This is a genomic window from Geodermatophilus chilensis (assembly GCF_002802985.1).
GTDB classification, from domain to species: Bacteria; Actinomycetota; Actinomycetes; order Mycobacteriales; family Geodermatophilaceae; genus Geodermatophilus; species Geodermatophilus chilensis.
The window spans coordinates 1-15,964 of record NZ_NVPT01000125.1 but is presented as its reverse complement, the minus strand read 5'-3'; the positions used below and the strand labels follow the sequence as shown (position 1 = coordinate 15,964).

General features: G+C 75.0%; 16 protein-coding genes. 7 read left to right on the top strand and 9 right to left on the bottom strand.

Annotated features, from left to right (window positions below):
- Positions 1-258 (top strand): DUF4192 family protein (locus tag CNO22_RS19110; RefSeq protein WP_157937014.1); only part of this gene is annotated, 258 nt, incomplete at its 5' end.
- 36 nt (positions 259-294) lie between these two features.
- Here CNO22_RS19110 and CNO22_RS29215 read toward each other — a convergent pair.
- Genes CNO22_RS29215 through CNO22_RS19100 form a run of 3 tightly spaced genes read right to left on the bottom strand, consistent with a single transcriptional unit; the run spans position 295 to position 3,108 of the window.
- Positions 295-1,047 (bottom strand): alpha/beta hydrolase family protein, encoded by a 753-nt coding sequence (locus tag CNO22_RS29215; protein WP_232807174.1) that lies wholly within the window; start codon positions 1,045-1,047, stop codon positions 295-297.
- Positions 963-2,363: a hypothetical protein gene (locus CNO22_RS19105; RefSeq protein WP_232807173.1), complete on the bottom strand. Its 1,401-nt coding sequence runs from the start codon at positions 2,361-2,363 to the stop codon at positions 963-965. The genes CNO22_RS29215 and CNO22_RS19105 overlap by 85 nt, the downstream gene beginning before the upstream one ends.
- A gap of 37 nt (positions 2,364-2,400) precedes the next feature.
- Positions 2,401-3,108: a metal-dependent transcriptional regulator gene (locus tag CNO22_RS19100; RefSeq protein WP_100500863.1), complete on the bottom strand. Its 708-nt coding sequence runs from the start codon at positions 3,106-3,108 to the stop codon at positions 2,401-2,403.
- A 141-nt stretch (positions 3,109-3,249) separates the two neighbouring features.
- Between CNO22_RS19100 and CNO22_RS19095 the strand changes: the two genes are divergently transcribed.
- Complete coding sequence (locus CNO22_RS19095) at positions 3,250-4,431, top strand: acetoin utilization protein AcuC (RefSeq protein ID WP_100500862.1); 1,182 nt, start codon at positions 3,250-3,252, stop codon at positions 4,429-4,431.
- Positions 4,424-7,147 carry a bifunctional acetate--CoA ligase family protein/GNAT family N-acetyltransferase gene (locus CNO22_RS19090; protein ID WP_100500861.1) on the top strand — a complete coding sequence of 908 codons (2,724 nt, stop codon included), beginning with the start codon at positions 4,424-4,426 and terminating at the stop codon, positions 7,145-7,147. Before CNO22_RS19095 ends, CNO22_RS19090 begins: the two co-directional genes overlap by 8 nt.
- Before the next feature lie 230 nt (positions 7,148-7,377).
- Here CNO22_RS19090 and sigB read toward each other — a convergent pair whose 3' ends face one another.
- Both sigB and dtd read right to left on the bottom strand, forming a co-directional pair.
- Positions 7,378-8,361 carry an RNA polymerase sigma factor SigB gene (gene sigB, locus CNO22_RS19085; RefSeq protein ID WP_100500860.1) on the bottom strand — a complete coding sequence of 328 codons (984 nt, stop codon included), beginning with the start codon at positions 8,359-8,361 and terminating at the stop codon, positions 7,378-7,380.
- Between the two features lie 252 nt (positions 8,362-8,613).
- The gene (gene dtd / locus CNO22_RS19080) at positions 8,614-9,045 is read right to left on the bottom strand and encodes a D-aminoacyl-tRNA deacylase (RefSeq protein ID WP_100500859.1); all 432 of its coding nucleotides are present in this window, start codon (positions 9,043-9,045) and stop codon (positions 8,614-8,616) included.
- Positions 9,046-9,274: 229 nt separating this feature from the next.
- Between dtd and CNO22_RS19075 the strand changes: the two genes are divergently transcribed.
- The 3 genes from CNO22_RS19075 (at position 9,275) to CNO22_RS19065 (ending at position 11,315) form a co-directional block, all read left to right on the top strand.
- Positions 9,275-10,159: a helix-turn-helix domain-containing protein gene (locus CNO22_RS19075; RefSeq protein WP_100500858.1), complete on the top strand. Its 885-nt coding sequence runs from the start codon at positions 9,275-9,277 to the stop codon at positions 10,157-10,159.
- 70 nt (positions 10,160-10,229) lie between these two features.
- Positions 10,230-10,814 carry an HhH-GPD-type base excision DNA repair protein gene (locus CNO22_RS19070; protein WP_100500857.1) on the top strand — a complete coding sequence of 195 codons (585 nt, stop codon included), beginning with the start codon at positions 10,230-10,232 and terminating at the stop codon, positions 10,812-10,814.
- A 159-nt stretch (positions 10,815-10,973) separates the two neighbouring features.
- Positions 10,974-11,315: a DUF3099 domain-containing protein gene (locus tag CNO22_RS19065; protein ID WP_100500856.1), complete on the top strand. Its 342-nt coding sequence runs from the start codon at positions 10,974-10,976 to the stop codon at positions 11,313-11,315.
- A 58-nt stretch (positions 11,316-11,373) separates the two neighbouring features.
- Here the strand turns inward: CNO22_RS19065 and CNO22_RS19060 are convergent, their stop codons facing one another.
- The gene (locus tag CNO22_RS19060) at positions 11,374-12,243 is read right to left on the bottom strand and encodes a carbohydrate kinase family protein (protein WP_198588441.1); all 870 of its coding nucleotides are present in this window, start codon (positions 12,241-12,243) and stop codon (positions 11,374-11,376) included.
- 2 nt (positions 12,244-12,245) lie between these two features.
- Positions 12,246-13,196, bottom strand: coding sequence for a pseudouridine-5'-phosphate glycosidase (locus tag CNO22_RS19055; protein ID WP_232807172.1), 951 nt, complete (start codon positions 13,194-13,196; stop codon positions 12,246-12,248).
- Between the two features lie 77 nt (positions 13,197-13,273).
- Between CNO22_RS19055 and CNO22_RS19050 the strand changes: the two genes are divergently transcribed.
- The gene (locus CNO22_RS19050) at positions 13,274-13,504 is read left to right on the top strand and encodes a DUF3039 domain-containing protein (RefSeq protein ID WP_100500853.1); all 231 of its coding nucleotides are present in this window, start codon (positions 13,274-13,276) and stop codon (positions 13,502-13,504) included.
- 115 nt (positions 13,505-13,619) lie between these two features.
- On the opposite strand, the gene CNO22_RS19045 is transcribed toward CNO22_RS19050, so the two are convergent.
- Positions 13,620-14,723 (bottom strand): YihY/virulence factor BrkB family protein, encoded by a 1,104-nt coding sequence (locus CNO22_RS19045; RefSeq protein WP_100500852.1) that lies wholly within the window; start codon positions 14,721-14,723, stop codon positions 13,620-13,622.
- A 106-nt stretch (positions 14,724-14,829) separates the two neighbouring features.
- Positions 14,830-15,964, bottom strand: a 1,135-nt coding sequence (locus CNO22_RS19040) for a VanW family protein (protein WP_198588440.1), incomplete at its 5' end; no start/stop codon positions are given.

The window sequence follows — 15,964 nt, the reverse complement described above, 5'->3', positions numbered from 1 at the left end:
CTGTGGACGGAGTGCACCCGCCGGGCCCCGGCCCCGATGGACGCCGCCCCGGCCACGCTGCTGGCGGTGAGCGCGTGGCTGCGCGGGGACGGTGCCATGGCCAACGTCGCCCTGGAGCGGGCGCTGGACAGCCGCCCGACCTACACGCTCGCGAGGCTGCTGGCCGACGGGCTGGCCGCCTGCCTGCCCCCGTCCGAGCTGCGGGCGATGCTGGCCGAGGTGACCGCCGACCCCGACGAGGTCTGGGCCGCCGGGTGACCGAGGGTCCGGTCGCTGCGAGGACGGGGTCCTTCTTCAGAGCAGTTCGGGGCGCTGCCACTCCTCGCCGTGCACGTGCTCGGCCAGGAAACGGAGCACCGTCTCGTACCAGATCTGAGCGTTGCCCGGGGTGAGCACCCAGTGGTTCTCGTCCGGGAAGTAGAGGAACCGGGACGGGACGCCGCGCTTCTGCAGGTCGTACCAGAGCCGCAGCGCCTCGCCGATCGGCACCCGGTAGTCGCGGTCGCCGTGGATGACCAGCATCGGCGTGCGGATGGCGTCGGCGTAGCGGTGCGGCGAGTTCTGCTCGTAGCGCTTGGGCTCGCGCAGCGGGTCGCCCCACTCCTTCTCCCAGTAGTAGGCCGCGTCGGTGGTGCCGACGAACGAGTCCATGTCCCACAGGCTGGCGTGGGTGACGATCGCCCGGAAGCGGGCGGTCTGGGTGGCCACCCAGTTGGCCATGTAGCCACCGAAGGACCCGCCCATCGCCGCGGTGCGCGTCTGGTCGATCTCGGGTCGCTGCTCGACGGCGTCGACCGCCGCCATCAGGTCGGTGTAGGGGGCCTCGCCCCAGGCTCCCCAACCGCGGCGGACGAAGTCCTGCCCGTAGCCCTGCGACAGCGCCGGGTCGGGCAGCAGGACGGCGTAGCCGCGGGCGGCCATGACCCACGGGCACCAGCGCCAGGACCAGGAGTTCCAGCTCATCAGCGGCCCGCCGTGGATCCACAGCAGCAGCGGCGCCGGGTTCTCGGCGGACGCGCCCTCGGGCAGCACCAGCCAGGAGTGCACCGGCGTCCCGTCGGCGGCGGTGGCTCGACCTCGTGCAGGCTGCCGGGCAGCGCGCCGAGCGAGCCGCGGTCGGGCAGCGGCTCGGGGTGCTGACCGGTCGCCCGCGGGTCCAGCCGCACCGGCGCCGGCGGCTCGTCGTAGGCCGAGCGCAGCGCGTAGAGAGCGCTGCCGTCGCGGGCCACCTGCAGGTCGCTGTAAGCGCCGTCGGTCGTCATCCGCACCGGCTCCCCGCCCTCGGCGGGCACCCGGAACAGTGCGTGCCGGCCGCCGTCGTCGGCGAGGAAGTACACCGTCGTCCCGTCGGCGCTGAACTGCGGCGCGGACGGCCAGCGGTCGAACCCGGGGGTGATCTCGTGCGCCGCGCCGGTGGCCACGTCGACGTGCAGCAGCGTGTGGTCCGGCGGGTCGTCGTGGGTCGACATCGCCTCCCGCACGCAGACGACCGCGCTGCCGTCGGGGGAGAAGCGCGGCGCCCCGAGGCCGGCCAGCGGGTCGTCGACCAGGGCGCGGCTCTCGCCGGTCGCGGTCTCGACGAGGAGCAGCCGGTCGCGCCGGCCGGCCGGACCGTCGGGCACCGACTCCACGCGCACCAGCAGCAGGCCGTCGGGGGAGAGGCGCAGGTCGCCACCGGCACCGGCGGGCGGGACGGCGTCGGGGGTCAGGTCGCGCAGCTCGACCACGGGGCGCTCGGCCCCGGCGGCGGGGTCGGCGGGCAGCGCGCCGGCCCAGAACACGTGCGGGGTGGCCGGACCGAGGTCCGCGTCCCAGTACCGCGCCGGGTAGGCCTCGTGCAGGATCGCGGTGACCCCGGCCTCCTTGCGCTGCTTGCGCCGCTCGGCGTCGGCCTCGGCGTCGGTCGCGCCGGGCATGGCCGAGGCGGTGACGACGACCTCGCCGGTCTCCGCGGCGACGGCGACGGCCCTGATCCCGCCCGGGTGGGTCAGCACCGGCCGGGCCTCACCGCCGTCAGGCGGCAGGCTCCACAGCGCCGGCTTCGGGTCCTCCCCGTCGGAGGACGCGTCGGGGTCGGGGCGGGCGGAGGTGAACAGCAGCGAACCGTCGGGCGCCCACACCGGCGCGGACTCGCCGGGGGCGCTGCGGGTGAGCCGGCGGGCCGGGCGCCGCCCCTCCGGGTCGACCTCCCACAGCGCGGACTGCCACCTGGTCTTCTCGCGGTCCAGGGTCTGCACCGCCACGGCGAGCCGACGGCCGTCGGCGGAGAGGGCCAGCCCGGCGACCCGGGGCAGGGCGACGAAGGCGGCGAGGTCGGCGAAGGGGGAGGCGGGCGTGGCAGGGGCGTCGGAGGGCTCGCTCACCCGGCCACCGTAGGAGCCGGGTGGGCGAGCCGCCGGGTCAGAGGCGGGGAGCCGCCTGGGCCGGGGTGAGCTCCTCGTCGAGGGCGCTGACGAACACGTGCTGGGCCACGCCCATCGGCAGCACGTTGCCGTCGAGGCTGACCGAGCCGGCGGTCAGCTGGGCGCGGGCGGTCATGCCCGGGCGCAGGCCCTGCGCGGCGAGCTGGCGCATCAGCACGGTGTCCTCCTGCAGCTGCTCGCTGATCCGCTTGATCTCCACCCGGCGCCCCTCGGGGGTGGCGGTCGTCGAGAGCAGCGTCAGCGAGTCGAGCACCGCGGAGGTCTCGCCGCCGAGCGCGTCGAGGCCGGGGATGGGGTTGCCGAACGGCGACACCGTCGGGTTGCCGAGCAGGGTGAGCAGCTTGCGCTCGACGGCCTCGCTCATGACGTGCTCCCAGCGGCACGCCTCCTCGTGGACGTCGGCGTAGTCCAGCCCGATGACGTCGACCAGCAGGCACTCCGCGAGCCGGTGCTTGCGCATCACCGCGGTGGCCAGCTGACGCCCGGACTCGGACAGCTGCAGGTGCCGGTCGCCCTCGACGGTCAGCAAGCCGTCGCGCTCCATCCGGGCGACCGTCTGGCTCACCGTCGGGCCGCTCTGGTGCAGCCGCTCGGCGATGCGGGCGCGGAGGGGGACGATCCCCTCCTCCTCCAGCTCGAAGATCGTCCGGAGGTACATCTCGGTGGTGTCGATGAGGTCGTTCACAGCTCTCCTCCGTGTCGTACCGAATGGTACGGGGGGAGAGCCCGTGCGCCCGGTCGCGCGACGGCACGGTCGTGGGCACACCGCAGCGGTCGCGACGGTAGCGTCGCCGGGGACATCGCCGTCGCCGTCGAGGAGTGTCCCGTGAGTGACTCGGTCGCGGTCGTCTGGGACGACGCGCTGCTCGGCTACACGATGGGCGGGGACCACCCGCTGCACCCGGTCCGGCTGGACCTCACCATGCGGCTGGCCGACGGCCTCGGTGTCCTGGCCACCGACCGGCTGCAGGTGCTGCGCCCGACACCGGCCGACGTCGAGCTGCTCACCCGGGTGCACGACCCGGCCTACCTGGACGCGGTGAAGCGCGCCCCGGCCGACCCGGACGTGGGCCACGGCCTCGGGACACCGGACAACCCGATCTTCGACGGCATGTACGACGCCGCGGCGCTGATCACCGGCGGCAGCGTGCTCGCCGCCGAGCAGGTGCACAGCGGCCGCGCGCAGCACGCGGTCAACATCTCCGGCGGCCTGCACCACGCGATGCGCGACCGCGCATCGGGCTTCTGCGTGTTCAACGACGCCGCCGTCGCCATCCACTGGCTGCTCGACCAGGGCCACCAGCGCATCGCCTACGTCGACCTCGACGTCCACCACGGCGACGGCGTGCAGGCCGCCTTCTACGACGACCCCCGGGTGCTCACGGTGAGCATCCACCAGACGCCGCTGACCCTCTTCCCCGGCACGGGTTTCCCCGAGGAGACCGGGGACGCGGAGAAGGCGCTCGGCAGCGCGGTCAACCTGGCGCTGCCCAACGGCACCGACGACTCGGGCTGGCTGCGGGCCTTCCACGCCGTCGTGCCCAGCGTGCTCAAGGCGTTCCGGCCGGAGATCCTGGTGACCCAGTGCGGCTGCGACGCCCACCACGAGGACCCGCTGGCCGACCTCGGGCTGACCGTCGACGGGCAGCGGGCCAGCTACCGCGCCGTCCACGACCTGGCCCACGAGATCTGCGACGGCCGCTGGATCGCCCTCGGCGGCGGCGGCTACGGCCTGGTCCGCTGTGTGCCCCGGGCCTGGACGCACCTCATCGCCGAGGCCGCCGGTGCCCGGCTCGACCCGGCCACCGAGATCCCCGAGTCGTGGCGGGAGGACGTCGTCCGCCGCGGGTTGCGCGCCCGGCCACCCACGCACATGACCGAGGGCGGCTACACCGGCTTCGCGCACTGGGACCCGTTCACCGAGTCCCGCGTCGACCGGGCCATCGCCCGCACCCGGCACGCCTCGTTCCCCTACTTCGGCCTGGACCCGGACGACCCCCGTGACTGAGCAGCGCACCCAGAACCCGCCGGCGCCGGCAGAGGAGGACCCGCCCCAGCCGCCGGCCCACTGGGAGGCCGACATCATCGCCGCCGACGGCGGCACGGTCCACCTGCGCCCGATCTGTCCCGAGGACGCCGAGGGCCTCGTCGGGCTGATGGACCGCAGCTCCGACCAGACCCGCTACTACCGGTTCTTCGGGCCGATGAAGCGGCTGTCGGAGAAGGACCTGCACCGCTTCACCCACGTCGACCACGACACCCGGGTCGCCTTCGTGCTGGTGCTGGGCGACCAGGTGATCGGCGTCGGCCGCTACGACCGGTACCCCGGCACGGACGACGCCGAGGTCGCCTTCCTGGTCGAGGACGCGCACCAGGGCCGCGGCCTGGGCTCGGTGCTGCTCGAGCACCTGGCCGCCGCCGCGCGGGAGCGGGGCATCAAGAACTTCGTCGCCGAGGTCCTCGCGCAGAACAACCGGATGGTGCGGGTCTTCCTCGACGCCGGGTACACGCCGACCCGGTCCTACGAGGAGGGCGTCGTCCACCTCACCTTCCCGATCGCGCCGACCGAGACCGCGCTGCAGGTGGCCTACGAGCGAGAGCAGCGCAGCGAGTCGCGGTCGATCGCGCGGCTGCTCACCCCGTCGTCGGTGGCCGTGGTCGGCGCGAGCAACGACGAGGAGAAGATCGGCCACGCGGTCCTGCGGCACCTGCTCGACTACGGCTTCCGCGGCCCGGTCTACCCGGTCAACCCCGGGACCCGGCACGTGCGCGGCGTGCCCGCCTACGCCGGCATCGAGGCCATCCCCGACGACCTCGACCTCGCCGTCCTGGCGGTGCCGGCCGACGAGGTCGCCGACGTGGTCGAGGCGTGCCGGCGCAAGCGGGTGCGCGGCCTGGTCGTGATCTCCGGCGGGTTCGGGGAGTCCGGCCCGGAGGGGCGGGTCCGCGAGCGGCAGCTGGTCGCCGCGGCCCGCGCCTCGGGCATGCGGGTGGTCGGCCCGAACTGCCTGGGCATCGTCAACACCGATCCGGCGGTGCGGCTCAACGCCAGCCTGGCGCCCCGCATCCCCGGCCGTGGGCGGGTGGGCTTCTTCGCGCAGTCCGGCGCGCTGGGCTCGGCGCTCCTGGAGCGGGCCCGCAGCCGCAACATCGGCCTGTCCAGCTTCGTCTCCGCCGGCAACCGGGCCGACGTCAGCGGCAACGACCTGCTCCAGTACTGGGCCACCGACCCCGGGACCGAGGTGGTGCTGCTGTACCTGGAGAGCTTCGGCAACCCGCGGAAGTTCGCCCGCCTGGCCCGCCGGGTGGGCCGCACGAAGCCGGTGGTGGCGGTGAAGAGCGGCCGGTACGTGCGGATGACCGAGGGGTTGGCCGGGACCTCCGTGGCGGTGCCCGAGGAGTCGGTGGCGGCGCTGTTCGCCTCGGCCGGGGTCATCCGGGTCGAGACCCTGGCCCAGCTGTTCGACGTCGGCACGCTGCTCGCGCACCAGCCGTTGCCGGCCGGCAACCGGGTCGCCGTGGTCGGCAACTCCACCGCGATGGGGTGGTTGGTCACCGACGCCGTCCTCGAGCAGGGGCTGCAGCCGGCCCACGATGCGCCGACCGACATCGGCGCCGGCGGGTCCGCCGAGGCGTTCCGGGCCGCGCTGCAGGAGGCGGTCGACGACGAGGGCGTGGACGCCGTCGTCGCGGTGTTCCTGCCGCCGGTGACCCGCAGGACCGGGTCCGCGGAGTTCGGCCGCGTGCTGCTCGAGGTGGCGCAGACGTCGGACAAGCCGGTCGTGGCGAGCTTCCTCTCCACCGAGGGCATCCCCCCGGAGCTCGCCGTCCCCGGGGAGGACGGGACGCCGGCCCGCGGTTCGGTGCCGTCGTTCTCCACCCCGGAGCGGGCGGTGATCGCGTTGGCCAGGATGGCGCAGTACGCCTCCTGGCGGCGCCGCCCGGTCGGTGAGGTCCCCGAGCTCGAGGGGATCGACGAGCAGGCCGGGCGGGACGTCGTCCTGGCGGCGTTGGCCTCGGCACCCGGTGGCCGGGCGCTCACCGACGAGGAGATCCTCGCGCTGCTGGCCGCCTACGGCATCCCGCTGCTGGGCACCCGCACGGTCTCCGACGTGGAAGCGGCGGTCGCGGCGGCCGAGGAGGTCGGCTACCCGGTCGTGCTCAAGTCGACGGCCCCGTGGTTGCGGCACCGCTCCGACCTCGGCGGGGTGCGGTTGGACCTCATCGACGCCGAGGCGGTGCGCGCGGCGTTCGCCGCGATCCCGTCGGGCGACCCGGTGGTCGTGCAGGAGATGGCCGCGCCCGGGGTGGCCACCGTCGTGGAGATCGTCGACGACCCGTCCTTCGGTGCGCTGGTCAGCTTCGGCCTCGGCGGCGTGGCCACCGACCTGCTCGGCGACCGCGCCTACCGGACCCTGCCGCTGACCGACCTGGACGCCGCCGAGCTGGTGCGCGCGCCCCGGGCGTGGCCGCTGCTCAACGGCTACCGCGGCTCGGAGCCGGTCGACGTCGCGGCGCTGGAGGAGCTGTTGCTGCGGGTCGCTCGGCTCGCCGACGACCTGCCCGAGGTGCTGCAGCTGGCCCTGGAGCCGGTGATCGTCGGCCCGCCCAACCCGTGGCACGGCGGCCGGTCGATGGTCGTCGCCGGGGCCAGCGCCCGGGTCGGCCCGCCGACCGCGCGCGTCGAACCCGGCCCCCGCCGCATGCGCACGCCGGGGGTGTGAAGAAGCCGAGAGCCGGCGATCACACGGCGGTCCTCCGGACCGCACCGCGGCCACGTGCCGTTCCCCGGGTGCGCTGAGCGCACTCACGGGACCGCGCCGGGGAGCCTCCGGCCCCCGCACCGCGGTCCCGTCGTCGCACGCGGCTCCTGGGTCCAGGTGGCAGTGGTCACCACCGCAGACGGGACGGAGGGCCGGTCACCTGGCGGTGACCGGCCCTCCGTCGCGTTGCCTCAGGCGAGGTAGTCGCGCAGGGCGTCGGCGCGCTGCGGGTCGCGCAGCTTGGCCATGGTCTCGCGCTCGATCTGGCGGACCCGCTCGCGGGAGAGACCGAACTGCTTGCCGATCTGCTCCAGCGTCCGGGGCTGGCCGCCGTCCAGGCCGAAGCGCAGCACGACCACGTCGCGCTCGCGCTCCTCCAGGGTGGAGAGCACGTTGCGCACGTCGCCCTTCATCATCTGGAAGGCGACGGCGTCCTCGGCGACCGCGGCGTCGGCGTCCTCGATGAAGTCACCGAGGCGGGACTCCTCGTCGGCACCGACCGTCTGGTCCAGCGACACCAGGTCGCGGGAGTACTCCAGCAGCTCGGTGATCCGCTCGGGCGTCATGTCGAGCTCGAGGCCCAGCTCCTCGGCGGTGGGCTCGCGCTCCAGCTCCTGGTGGATCCGGCGCCGGGTGCGCACCACCTTGTTGACCTGCTCGGCGAGGTGCACGGGCAGCCGGATGGTGCGGCCGGAGTCGGCCATCGCGCGGGTGATGGCCTGGCGGATCCACCACGTCGCGTACGTCGAGAACTTGAAGCCCTTGGTGTAGTCGAACTTCTCGACCGCCCGGATCAGGCCGACGTTGCCCTCCTGGATGAGGTCCAGGAACGTCATGCCGTGGCCGGTGTAGCGCTTGGCCACCGAGACGACCAGGCGCAGGTTGGCCTCCAGCAGATGCCGCTTGGCGGCCTTGCCGTCGGCGGCCAGGGCCTTGTAGTCCCGCTGCACGGCAGGGGTCAGCTGCCGCTCGGCGAGCAGGCGCTCGGCGTAGAGGCCGGCCTCGATCCGCTTGGAGAGCTCGACCTCCTGCTCAGCGGTCAGCAGCGCCGTCTTGCCAATGGTGTTGAGGTACACCCGGACCAGGTCGGTCGACACCAGGCCGCTGGTGTCCGGCTCGCGGCGGGGCGAACGGACCTCGAGGGTGTCGGTGGTGGAAGACTGCAGCAGCGTCACGATCTGTCTTCGTCCTTGCCTTCGGATCGGATGCACACCGTCGGTCGTCGATGGGCGACGGTGCACCCCGGGGCGTCGGGGGTGGGGCCACTCGCCCGGCTCTGGTCCGCCGGTGAGCCCCCGCTCTGTGTGTCCCTGTGGTACGCCCTGTCCAACGGCCCGGATGGGGTCAGGTGTTCCACGGATGCCCGTTTCCCAGCAAACGCACAGGGCGTGTGTCGTGTCACACCGGGATACCCGTAGAGAGCCGGGTCAGACCTCCAGCAGCAAGGTCATCGGCCCCTCGTTGACCGACGAGACGAGCATGCGGGCCCCGAACACCCCCGTCGCCACCTCGCTGCCGCGGCGGCGCAGCTCGGTGACCACCTCCTCGACCAGCGGTTCGGCCACCTCGCCGGGGGCGGCGTCGGCCCACGAGGGACGGCGGCCCTTGCGCGTGTCGGCGTAGAGCGTGAACTGGCTCACGACCAGCACCGGCAGGCCGAGGTCGCCCACCGAGCGGGCGCCGTCCTCGGTGGGGAAGACCCGCAGCTCGTGCACCTTGCGCGCCAGCGCCCGGGCCCGCTCCGCGTCGTCCCCACGGCCCACCCCGACCAGGGCGAGCAGTCCGCGGCCGATCTCCCCGACGACCGCGCCGTCCACCGTCACCGCCGCCGTCCCGACCCTGCTCACCACCGCGCGCACCGGGCCATCCTCCGGGCGGGCGGCACCGGCGGGTGGGCCGCCCCTCGCTCGCGGACGGCGTGGGGGACCGCTCAGCCGGCCGGGCCCGGTGGCACCGGGCGCCGCGCCGGCGGCCCGGCGTCGACCCCTCCTCGGGGGGTTCGGGTTCGTCCACGCGTGGCAGGGCCGACCCGTCCAGGTCCTGACCGGGCCCCCCTCCGGCCCGGCGTGCGCCCGTAGCGTGGATCTCGTGGACAACCGGACCGAGGTGCGCGAGTTCCTCGTCACGAGGCGCGCGAAGATCACCCCGGACCAGGCCGGGGTGCCGCTGTACGGGCAGCGCCGTCGCGTGCCCGGGCTGCGCCGTGAGGAGGTCGCCCAGCTCGCCGGGCTGAGCACCGACTACTACACCCGCCTGGAGAAGGGGAACCTCCGCAGCGCCTCGGACAGCGTGCTCGACGCCATCAGCCGCGCGCTGCAGCTCGACGAGGCGGAGCGGGCGCACCTGTTCGACCTCGCCCGCGCGGCACGCGCCGGCGGTCGCGAGCCCCGCCGGCGCGCCCAGCCGCAGCAGGTGCGGCCGAGCGTCCAGCACGTGCTGGACGCGATGACCACGGCGGTGGGCTTCGTCCGCAACGGCCGGCTCGACGTCCTGGCGGTCAACCCGCTCGGCCGCGCCTTCTACGCGCCCGTGCTCGACACCCCGGCCCGGCCGGCCAACCTGGCCCGCTACTGCTTCCTCGACCCCAGCGCCGAGGACTTCTACCCGAACTGGGAGGAGGCCGCCGACACCACCGTCGCCATCCTCCGCACCGAGGCCGGCCGCGACCCGCACAACCGGGCGCTCACCGACCTCGTCGGCGAGCTCGCCACCCGCAGCGACGCCTTCCGCACCCGCTGGGCCGCCCACGACGTCCGCCACCACCACACCGGGGCCAAGCGGTTCCGCCACCCGGTGGTCGGCGACCTCAGCGTCGGCTTCAACGCCATGGAGCTCCCGGCCGACCCGGGGCTCACCCTGACCGTCTACACCGCCGAGCCGGGCTCCCCGTCCGAGGAGAAGCTCACGCTCCTCGCCAGCTGGGCGGCGGCGGCGGACGACGCCCGGTCCACCGCGGCGGCCGACCCGGCCTGACCGGCACGGTGCCGATCCGCCTCACCGCCGCGCGTCCCGGGCGGCCGCGTCGTGGGGCAGGATCGGCGGCGTGCCGACCCTCCGCCTGACCCAGGACGCCGCCGCGGACGAGTTGCTCAGCCGCGACCCGCTGGCCCTGCTGCTCGGGATGCTGCTGGACCAGCAGTTCCCCATGGAGCGCGCCTTCTCCGGGCCGCGGCTGCTGGCCGACCGCATGGGCGTCGACACCCTGTCGGCAGCCGACCTCGCCGACGCCGACCCGGAGCAGGTGACCACCTGGTTCCAGGGGCCGCCGGCGGTGCACCGCTACCCGGGCTCGATGGCCGCCCGGACCCAGGCGGTGTGCCGGCTGCTGGTCGAGCGCTACGACGGCCGGGCCGAGGGACTGTGGGCCGACGTCCCCGACGGCGCCACGCTGCTGGAGCGGGTCGGGCAGCTGCCCGGCTTCGGCGCGCAGAAGGCGAAGATCTTCGTCGCGCTGCTCGGCAAGCAGTACGGCGTGACCCCGCCGGGCTGGCGCGAGGCCGCCGGCGACTACGGCCAGGAGGGGTCCCGGCGGTCGGTCGCGGACATCACCGGGCCCGAGTCGCTGGCGGAGGTGCGGGCGTTCAAGCAGGAGGTCAAGCGCGCGGCGAAGGCGGCCGTGACCTCCTGAGATACAGCGCCGAGGCGCCTGCATCGCACGCGATCCGGTGGCACGATGGGCAGCGGACCCCGGGCTGTTCGGGGGACCCGGACGCCGTCGGGACGCCGGGCCCCGCAGCCCGCACAGGGGATCCGCCGCCCCCCGGGGACGGCGGAGGGGAGGAAACCCGTGGCCTCGAGCCAGCAGCCCGCTCGACCCCGCCGGCCCGAGCCGGTGCTCATCACCGAGGCAGCACCGAGCCTGGCCGAGCAGCACGCGGCCCGGAAGCGGCGCTACGTGATCACCATGGCCGTCCGTGGCGTCAGCCTGGTGCTGGCGGCCGTCTTCTACCAGACGCTGTGGCTGGCGATCATCTTCGCGGTGCTGGGCACCGTGCTGCCGTGGGTCGCGGTGGTGATGGCCAACGACCGGCCGCCGAAGAAGAAGCTCGACGTCAACCGCTACAGCCCGCCACGGCCGGACCGGATCCTGGAGAACCCCACGAGCCCGGGCCGGGTCATCGAGCACTGAAGAAGGACCCCCCTGCCCCCCCGCTCGCAGGCTCGCGGCGGGCCCCTGCAGAGGGGCCTCAGCGGGCGCCCGGTCGGGCGACCACGGCCGCGGCCCGCGCGAGTCCGGCCTCCAGCGCCGCTCCCGGGTCGCCGTCGGGCGCGGTCAGCCACACCGACAGCAACCCGGCGGTGAACGCGTCGCCGGCGCCGGTCGTGTCCACCACCGCCGCCGGGTGCGCCGGGCGGTGCACCAGCCGGTCGCCCGCGGCCCACAGTGCGCCCTCGGCGCCCAGCGTCACGACGGCGACCGGGTGGCGGACCGCCAGCGCCCGCGCGGCCGCCGCCGGGTCGGGGCAGCCGGTGAGCAGCCGCGCCTCGTCGGCGTTGGGCAGCACCAGCGTGGCCGCCGCGGTGTCGGCCAGCCAGCGCTCGACGCCGTAGGCGGCCAGCGGCCCGGTGGAGGCCGGGTCCACCGACACCGTGCAGCCGGCCGCGCGGGCGGCGGCCAGCGCCGCCAGCCCCGCGGCGCGCGGCCCGGGCGCGAAGAGCGTGTAGCCGGACAGGTGCAGGTGGCGGCGGGGCACGGGGACGTCGTCGGGCGCGAGGGCGAGGGCGGCGCCGCGGTCGGCCAGCATGCTGCGCTGCCCGCCGGGCTCGACCAGGCTGACGATCGTCCCGGTGGCCGCGTCCGGGACCACGCGGACGGCCGGCGTCACCCCGCCGTCGGCCAGCTGGGCGACCAGGGCGGTCCCGGCGGCGTCGTCCCCCACGCAGCCGGCGAAGGTGACCGCCGTGCCCAGCCGGGCCAGGTGGACGGCGACGTTCGCCCCGGCGCCGCCGCCGCGGCTGCGGATCGACGCGGGCCGGTCGGACCCCGGCGCGGGGTCGCCGTCGAGCAGGACGACGACGTCGGTGGCCAGGTCGCCGACGACCACGACGTCGGGCACGGTCAGCGGGGGACGCCGGCCAGGGCGACGGCGATCCGGCCCGCCAGCTCCGCGTTGCGCAGCACCAGCCGCACGTTGACCGCCAGGGTGGCGCCCTCGCTGGCGCGGTGCAGGTGGTCGAGCACGAACGGCGTCACCGCCTTGCCCCGCACGCCCGCCTGCGCCGCTGCGGAGAGCGCGTCGGCGATCACCCGGTCGTGCAGCGCGGGGTCGAGCTGCTCGTCGTCCGGCAGCGGGTTGGCGACCACCACGCCGCCGGGGGCCAGGGCCCGACGAGCGGCGAGGACGGCGGCGGCCTCCTCGGGCGAGGACACCGCCCAGTCCACCGTCGAGCCGGAGTCGGCGACGTAGAAGCCGGGGAAGGTCGTCGTCCGGTAGCCGACGACGGTGACCGACAGCGACTCCAGCCGCTCGAGCGTCGCCGGGACGTCGAGGATGGACTTCACCCCGGCGCAGACCACGAGCACCGGCGTGCGCGACAGCGTGGTGAGGTCCGCGGACTCGTCGAAGGTGTCCGCCGCCTCCCGGTGCACGCCGCCGAGGCCGCCGGTGGCGAAGACGCCGATCCCCGCGGCGGCGGCGAGCAGCGCGGTGCTCGAGACCGTCGTCGCCCCGCTGCGGCCCAGTGCCAGCGCCACGGGCAGGTCCCGGACGGCGAGCTTGGCCAGGTCGGGGTCGGCGCAGACCCGATCGAGCCGGTCGGCGGTCAGGCCGACGTGCGGCACGCCGTCCAGGACGGCGATGGTGGCCGGGACCGCACCGCCGGCGCGCACGGCCGCCTCCACCTCGTCGGCCGCGGCCCGGTTGTCCGGCCGGGGCAGGCCGTGGGCCAGCAGGGTGCTCTCCAGCGCCACGACCGGCCGGCCGGCGGTCAGCGCCTCGGCGACCTCGGGGGAGAGCACGGGCGCGGGGGACGTCGGGACGGTGGGCGCGCCGGGGGAGGGGAGCTGCACCCTGCCATCATGGTGGGCGAGGGAGCCGCGCCCAGGAGGCGCCTCCCGGACCCGTCCCCGACCCGAGGGAGCACCGCGTGAGCAGCACCGACCTCCTCGAGAAGCCCGACGTCCGCGAGGGCGACACCGGCAACGCCAACGAGGTCTTCCACTACGTGCGCAAGAACAAGATCGCCGAGAGCGCGGTCATGGGCACGATGGTCGAGGCCCTGTGCGGCGAGGTCTTCCCGGTGACCAAGAGCCCGAAGCCGGGCAGCCCGGTGTGCCCCGCCTGCAAGGAGGTCTACGAGCAGCTCCGCAAGGAGTAGCAGCCGAGCCCACAGGGGCGGGCGGCGGCTCGACTCCGGCCGGGGACGGCTCCGGGCAGGGGTGGACCGGTCGCGGGGGCCCGGAGGGCCTCCCGACCGGGACATGGGCAGCGGCTCAACGCGAGTCGGGACGGCTCCTGGCCGCGGTGTCGGCCGGCAGGCCGACGATGTCATCCCGCGCGCGCTCGAGCTTGGCCGCTCGCCGGGCCTGCCGGCGCCGCTGGTGCCGGCGCAGCGGTGCCGGCCAGCGAGCCTGGATCGTCGCGTTCAGCTCGGCGCCCAGCAGCACCGACATCCCGAAGAAGAAACAGAACAGCAGCACGGCGATCGGGGTGGCCAGGGCTCCGTAGGGCAGCGTCGTGGTGAGGATGTCGGCCACGTAGGCCCGGGTGGCCAGCGCCGTGACGACGAAGAAGGCGACGGCCAGCACGGTCCCCGGCAGGTGCCGGTGCCAGGGCAGCCGCCGGGGCAGCACCACGTGGTAGAAGCTCGTCAGCGCCAGGAGCAGCCCGACCAGCACCACCGGCCAGTAGACCGCGTTCACCAGCACCATCGCGGTGCCCCGCCAGTCGGCCGGCAGCAGCGACACCAGCACCCCGCGGCCGAGTACCAGCAGCGGGAGCGTGAGCACCGCCAGCAGCAGGCCGACGACGAACAGCCACAGCGCCTTCAGCCGGGTCCGGATCGGGCCGCGCACGTCGCGCTGGTCGTAGGCGATCACGACGGTGTTCATGAACGTCGCGGTCGCCGAGGAGCCGGCCCACAGCGACAGCAGGAAGCCGACGCTCACCAGGTCCAGCCGGCCGGAGCCGAGGATGTCGTCGAGGGTGGGCTGCACCAGCCCCTCGACGACGTCCGGCGTCAGCACCTCGGTCGAGGCGCGGACCAGCTCCGCCTCGACCTGGGCCACCGACTCCTCGCCGATGAAGGTGCCGAGGTAGCCCAGCGTGCCGAGCAGCCCGATCAGCAGCGGCGGCACCGAGAGGATCTGCCAGAACGCCGCCTCGGCGGAGAGCCCGAGGATGCGGTCGTGCCAGGCCTTGGCGATCGTGCGCCCGAGCACCTGCAGCGGGACCCGCAGGGCCGCCGGCCAGCGGTCCAGCCGCCCGCGCGCCGGCTCCCGGGGGACGACGGTGGCACCGGCCGGCCGGTCGTCGTCGGCACCGTCGTCGGGGTGCCCGGCGCCGGCCGGTCGGCCCCCGGGCAGGACGGTGCGCACCGCCCCAGTGTGCACGCTGGTCAGCGCGCCGACCGCCGCGCCGGGCCGGGTACCGCCGGTGCCGTCCCCCGGACGGGCGACGGCACCGCCACGGGGAACGTGCCGGTCAGCCGCCCGGGGCGGGTGTCGGAGCCGGGACGGCGCCGCCCGGCGCCGGCGGGGCGGCGGGGTCGGCCACCGGCACGCAGGTGACCCGCGGCTCGGCGGCGTACCTAGTGCGGAAGTCCTCGCGCTCGACCTCCGCGCCGCTGGCCGGGTCGCGGAACACCCGGGTCACGGTGATGTCGAAGCCGGTGGAGCCCGCCTGCGGGCTGCAGCTGCCGTCGTCGGGCTTCTCCTGCACCACCGGCTCGCGGAAGTTGTAGCGGTCGCTGCTGACCGACTCGATCTCGTAGCGCTTGGTCCCGTAGAAGGTGACCGTCAGCGAGTTCGGCGTCCACTGAGTGTCGACGTAGACGCCGGCGTCGCTGTCGTTGCGCCACTTCAGGTCGATCGAGTCGTAGTAGACCGTCGCCTCGCGGCCGGCCGGGTAGCGGCTGATGTAGAAGCTGTGCGGCTTGTGGTAGACGTCCTCGAGACCGGCGAAGAAGACCGCGTTGAACATCGTCGTGGCGACCTGGCTGACACCGCCGCCGACGGCGGTGGCGAACTCGCCGTTCTGGATCACGCCGGCCTCGACGTAGCCCTGCGCGGTGGTGCGCGGGCCGGTGTGGCCGTTGAGACTGAAGGTCTCGCCGGGCCGGACGAGCGCGCCGTCGATCTCCGCGGCGGCCACCCGGATGTTGGTGCCGCTGGCGGCGCTGGTGAAGTTCGTGGTGAAGCTGCTGATCTCCTCGCGGATGCCCAGCGCCTCGGCCTCGGCGGTGCTGAACTCCGCCGGCACCGGACCCAGGTCGGCGGTGACCGTGCGGGGCGCCGGCTGCGGCAGCACCTCCAGCAGGTGCGCCGAGAGCGCGGCCGGCTCGATGCCGGTGCCGTCGACCGACGGGACGATCGAGACACTGCCCCCGGACAGCTCGAAGCGGGCGTCCTCGGCCGGCGTGCCGAACTCGGCGAACTCGTCGCCCATCGCCTCCTGGAGGGCCGCCGGGTCGACCCCGACCACGAGCTCGCCGTCCTCCTGGGGCGTGAACGTCAGCGAGGCGGCGATCGCGGTCTCGGGCACCTCGACGGAGGTGGTGCCGTCCTGGTTGGTCACCGTCACGGGCGCGGCCAGGCCGGGGGTGACGGTCTCGTCGAGC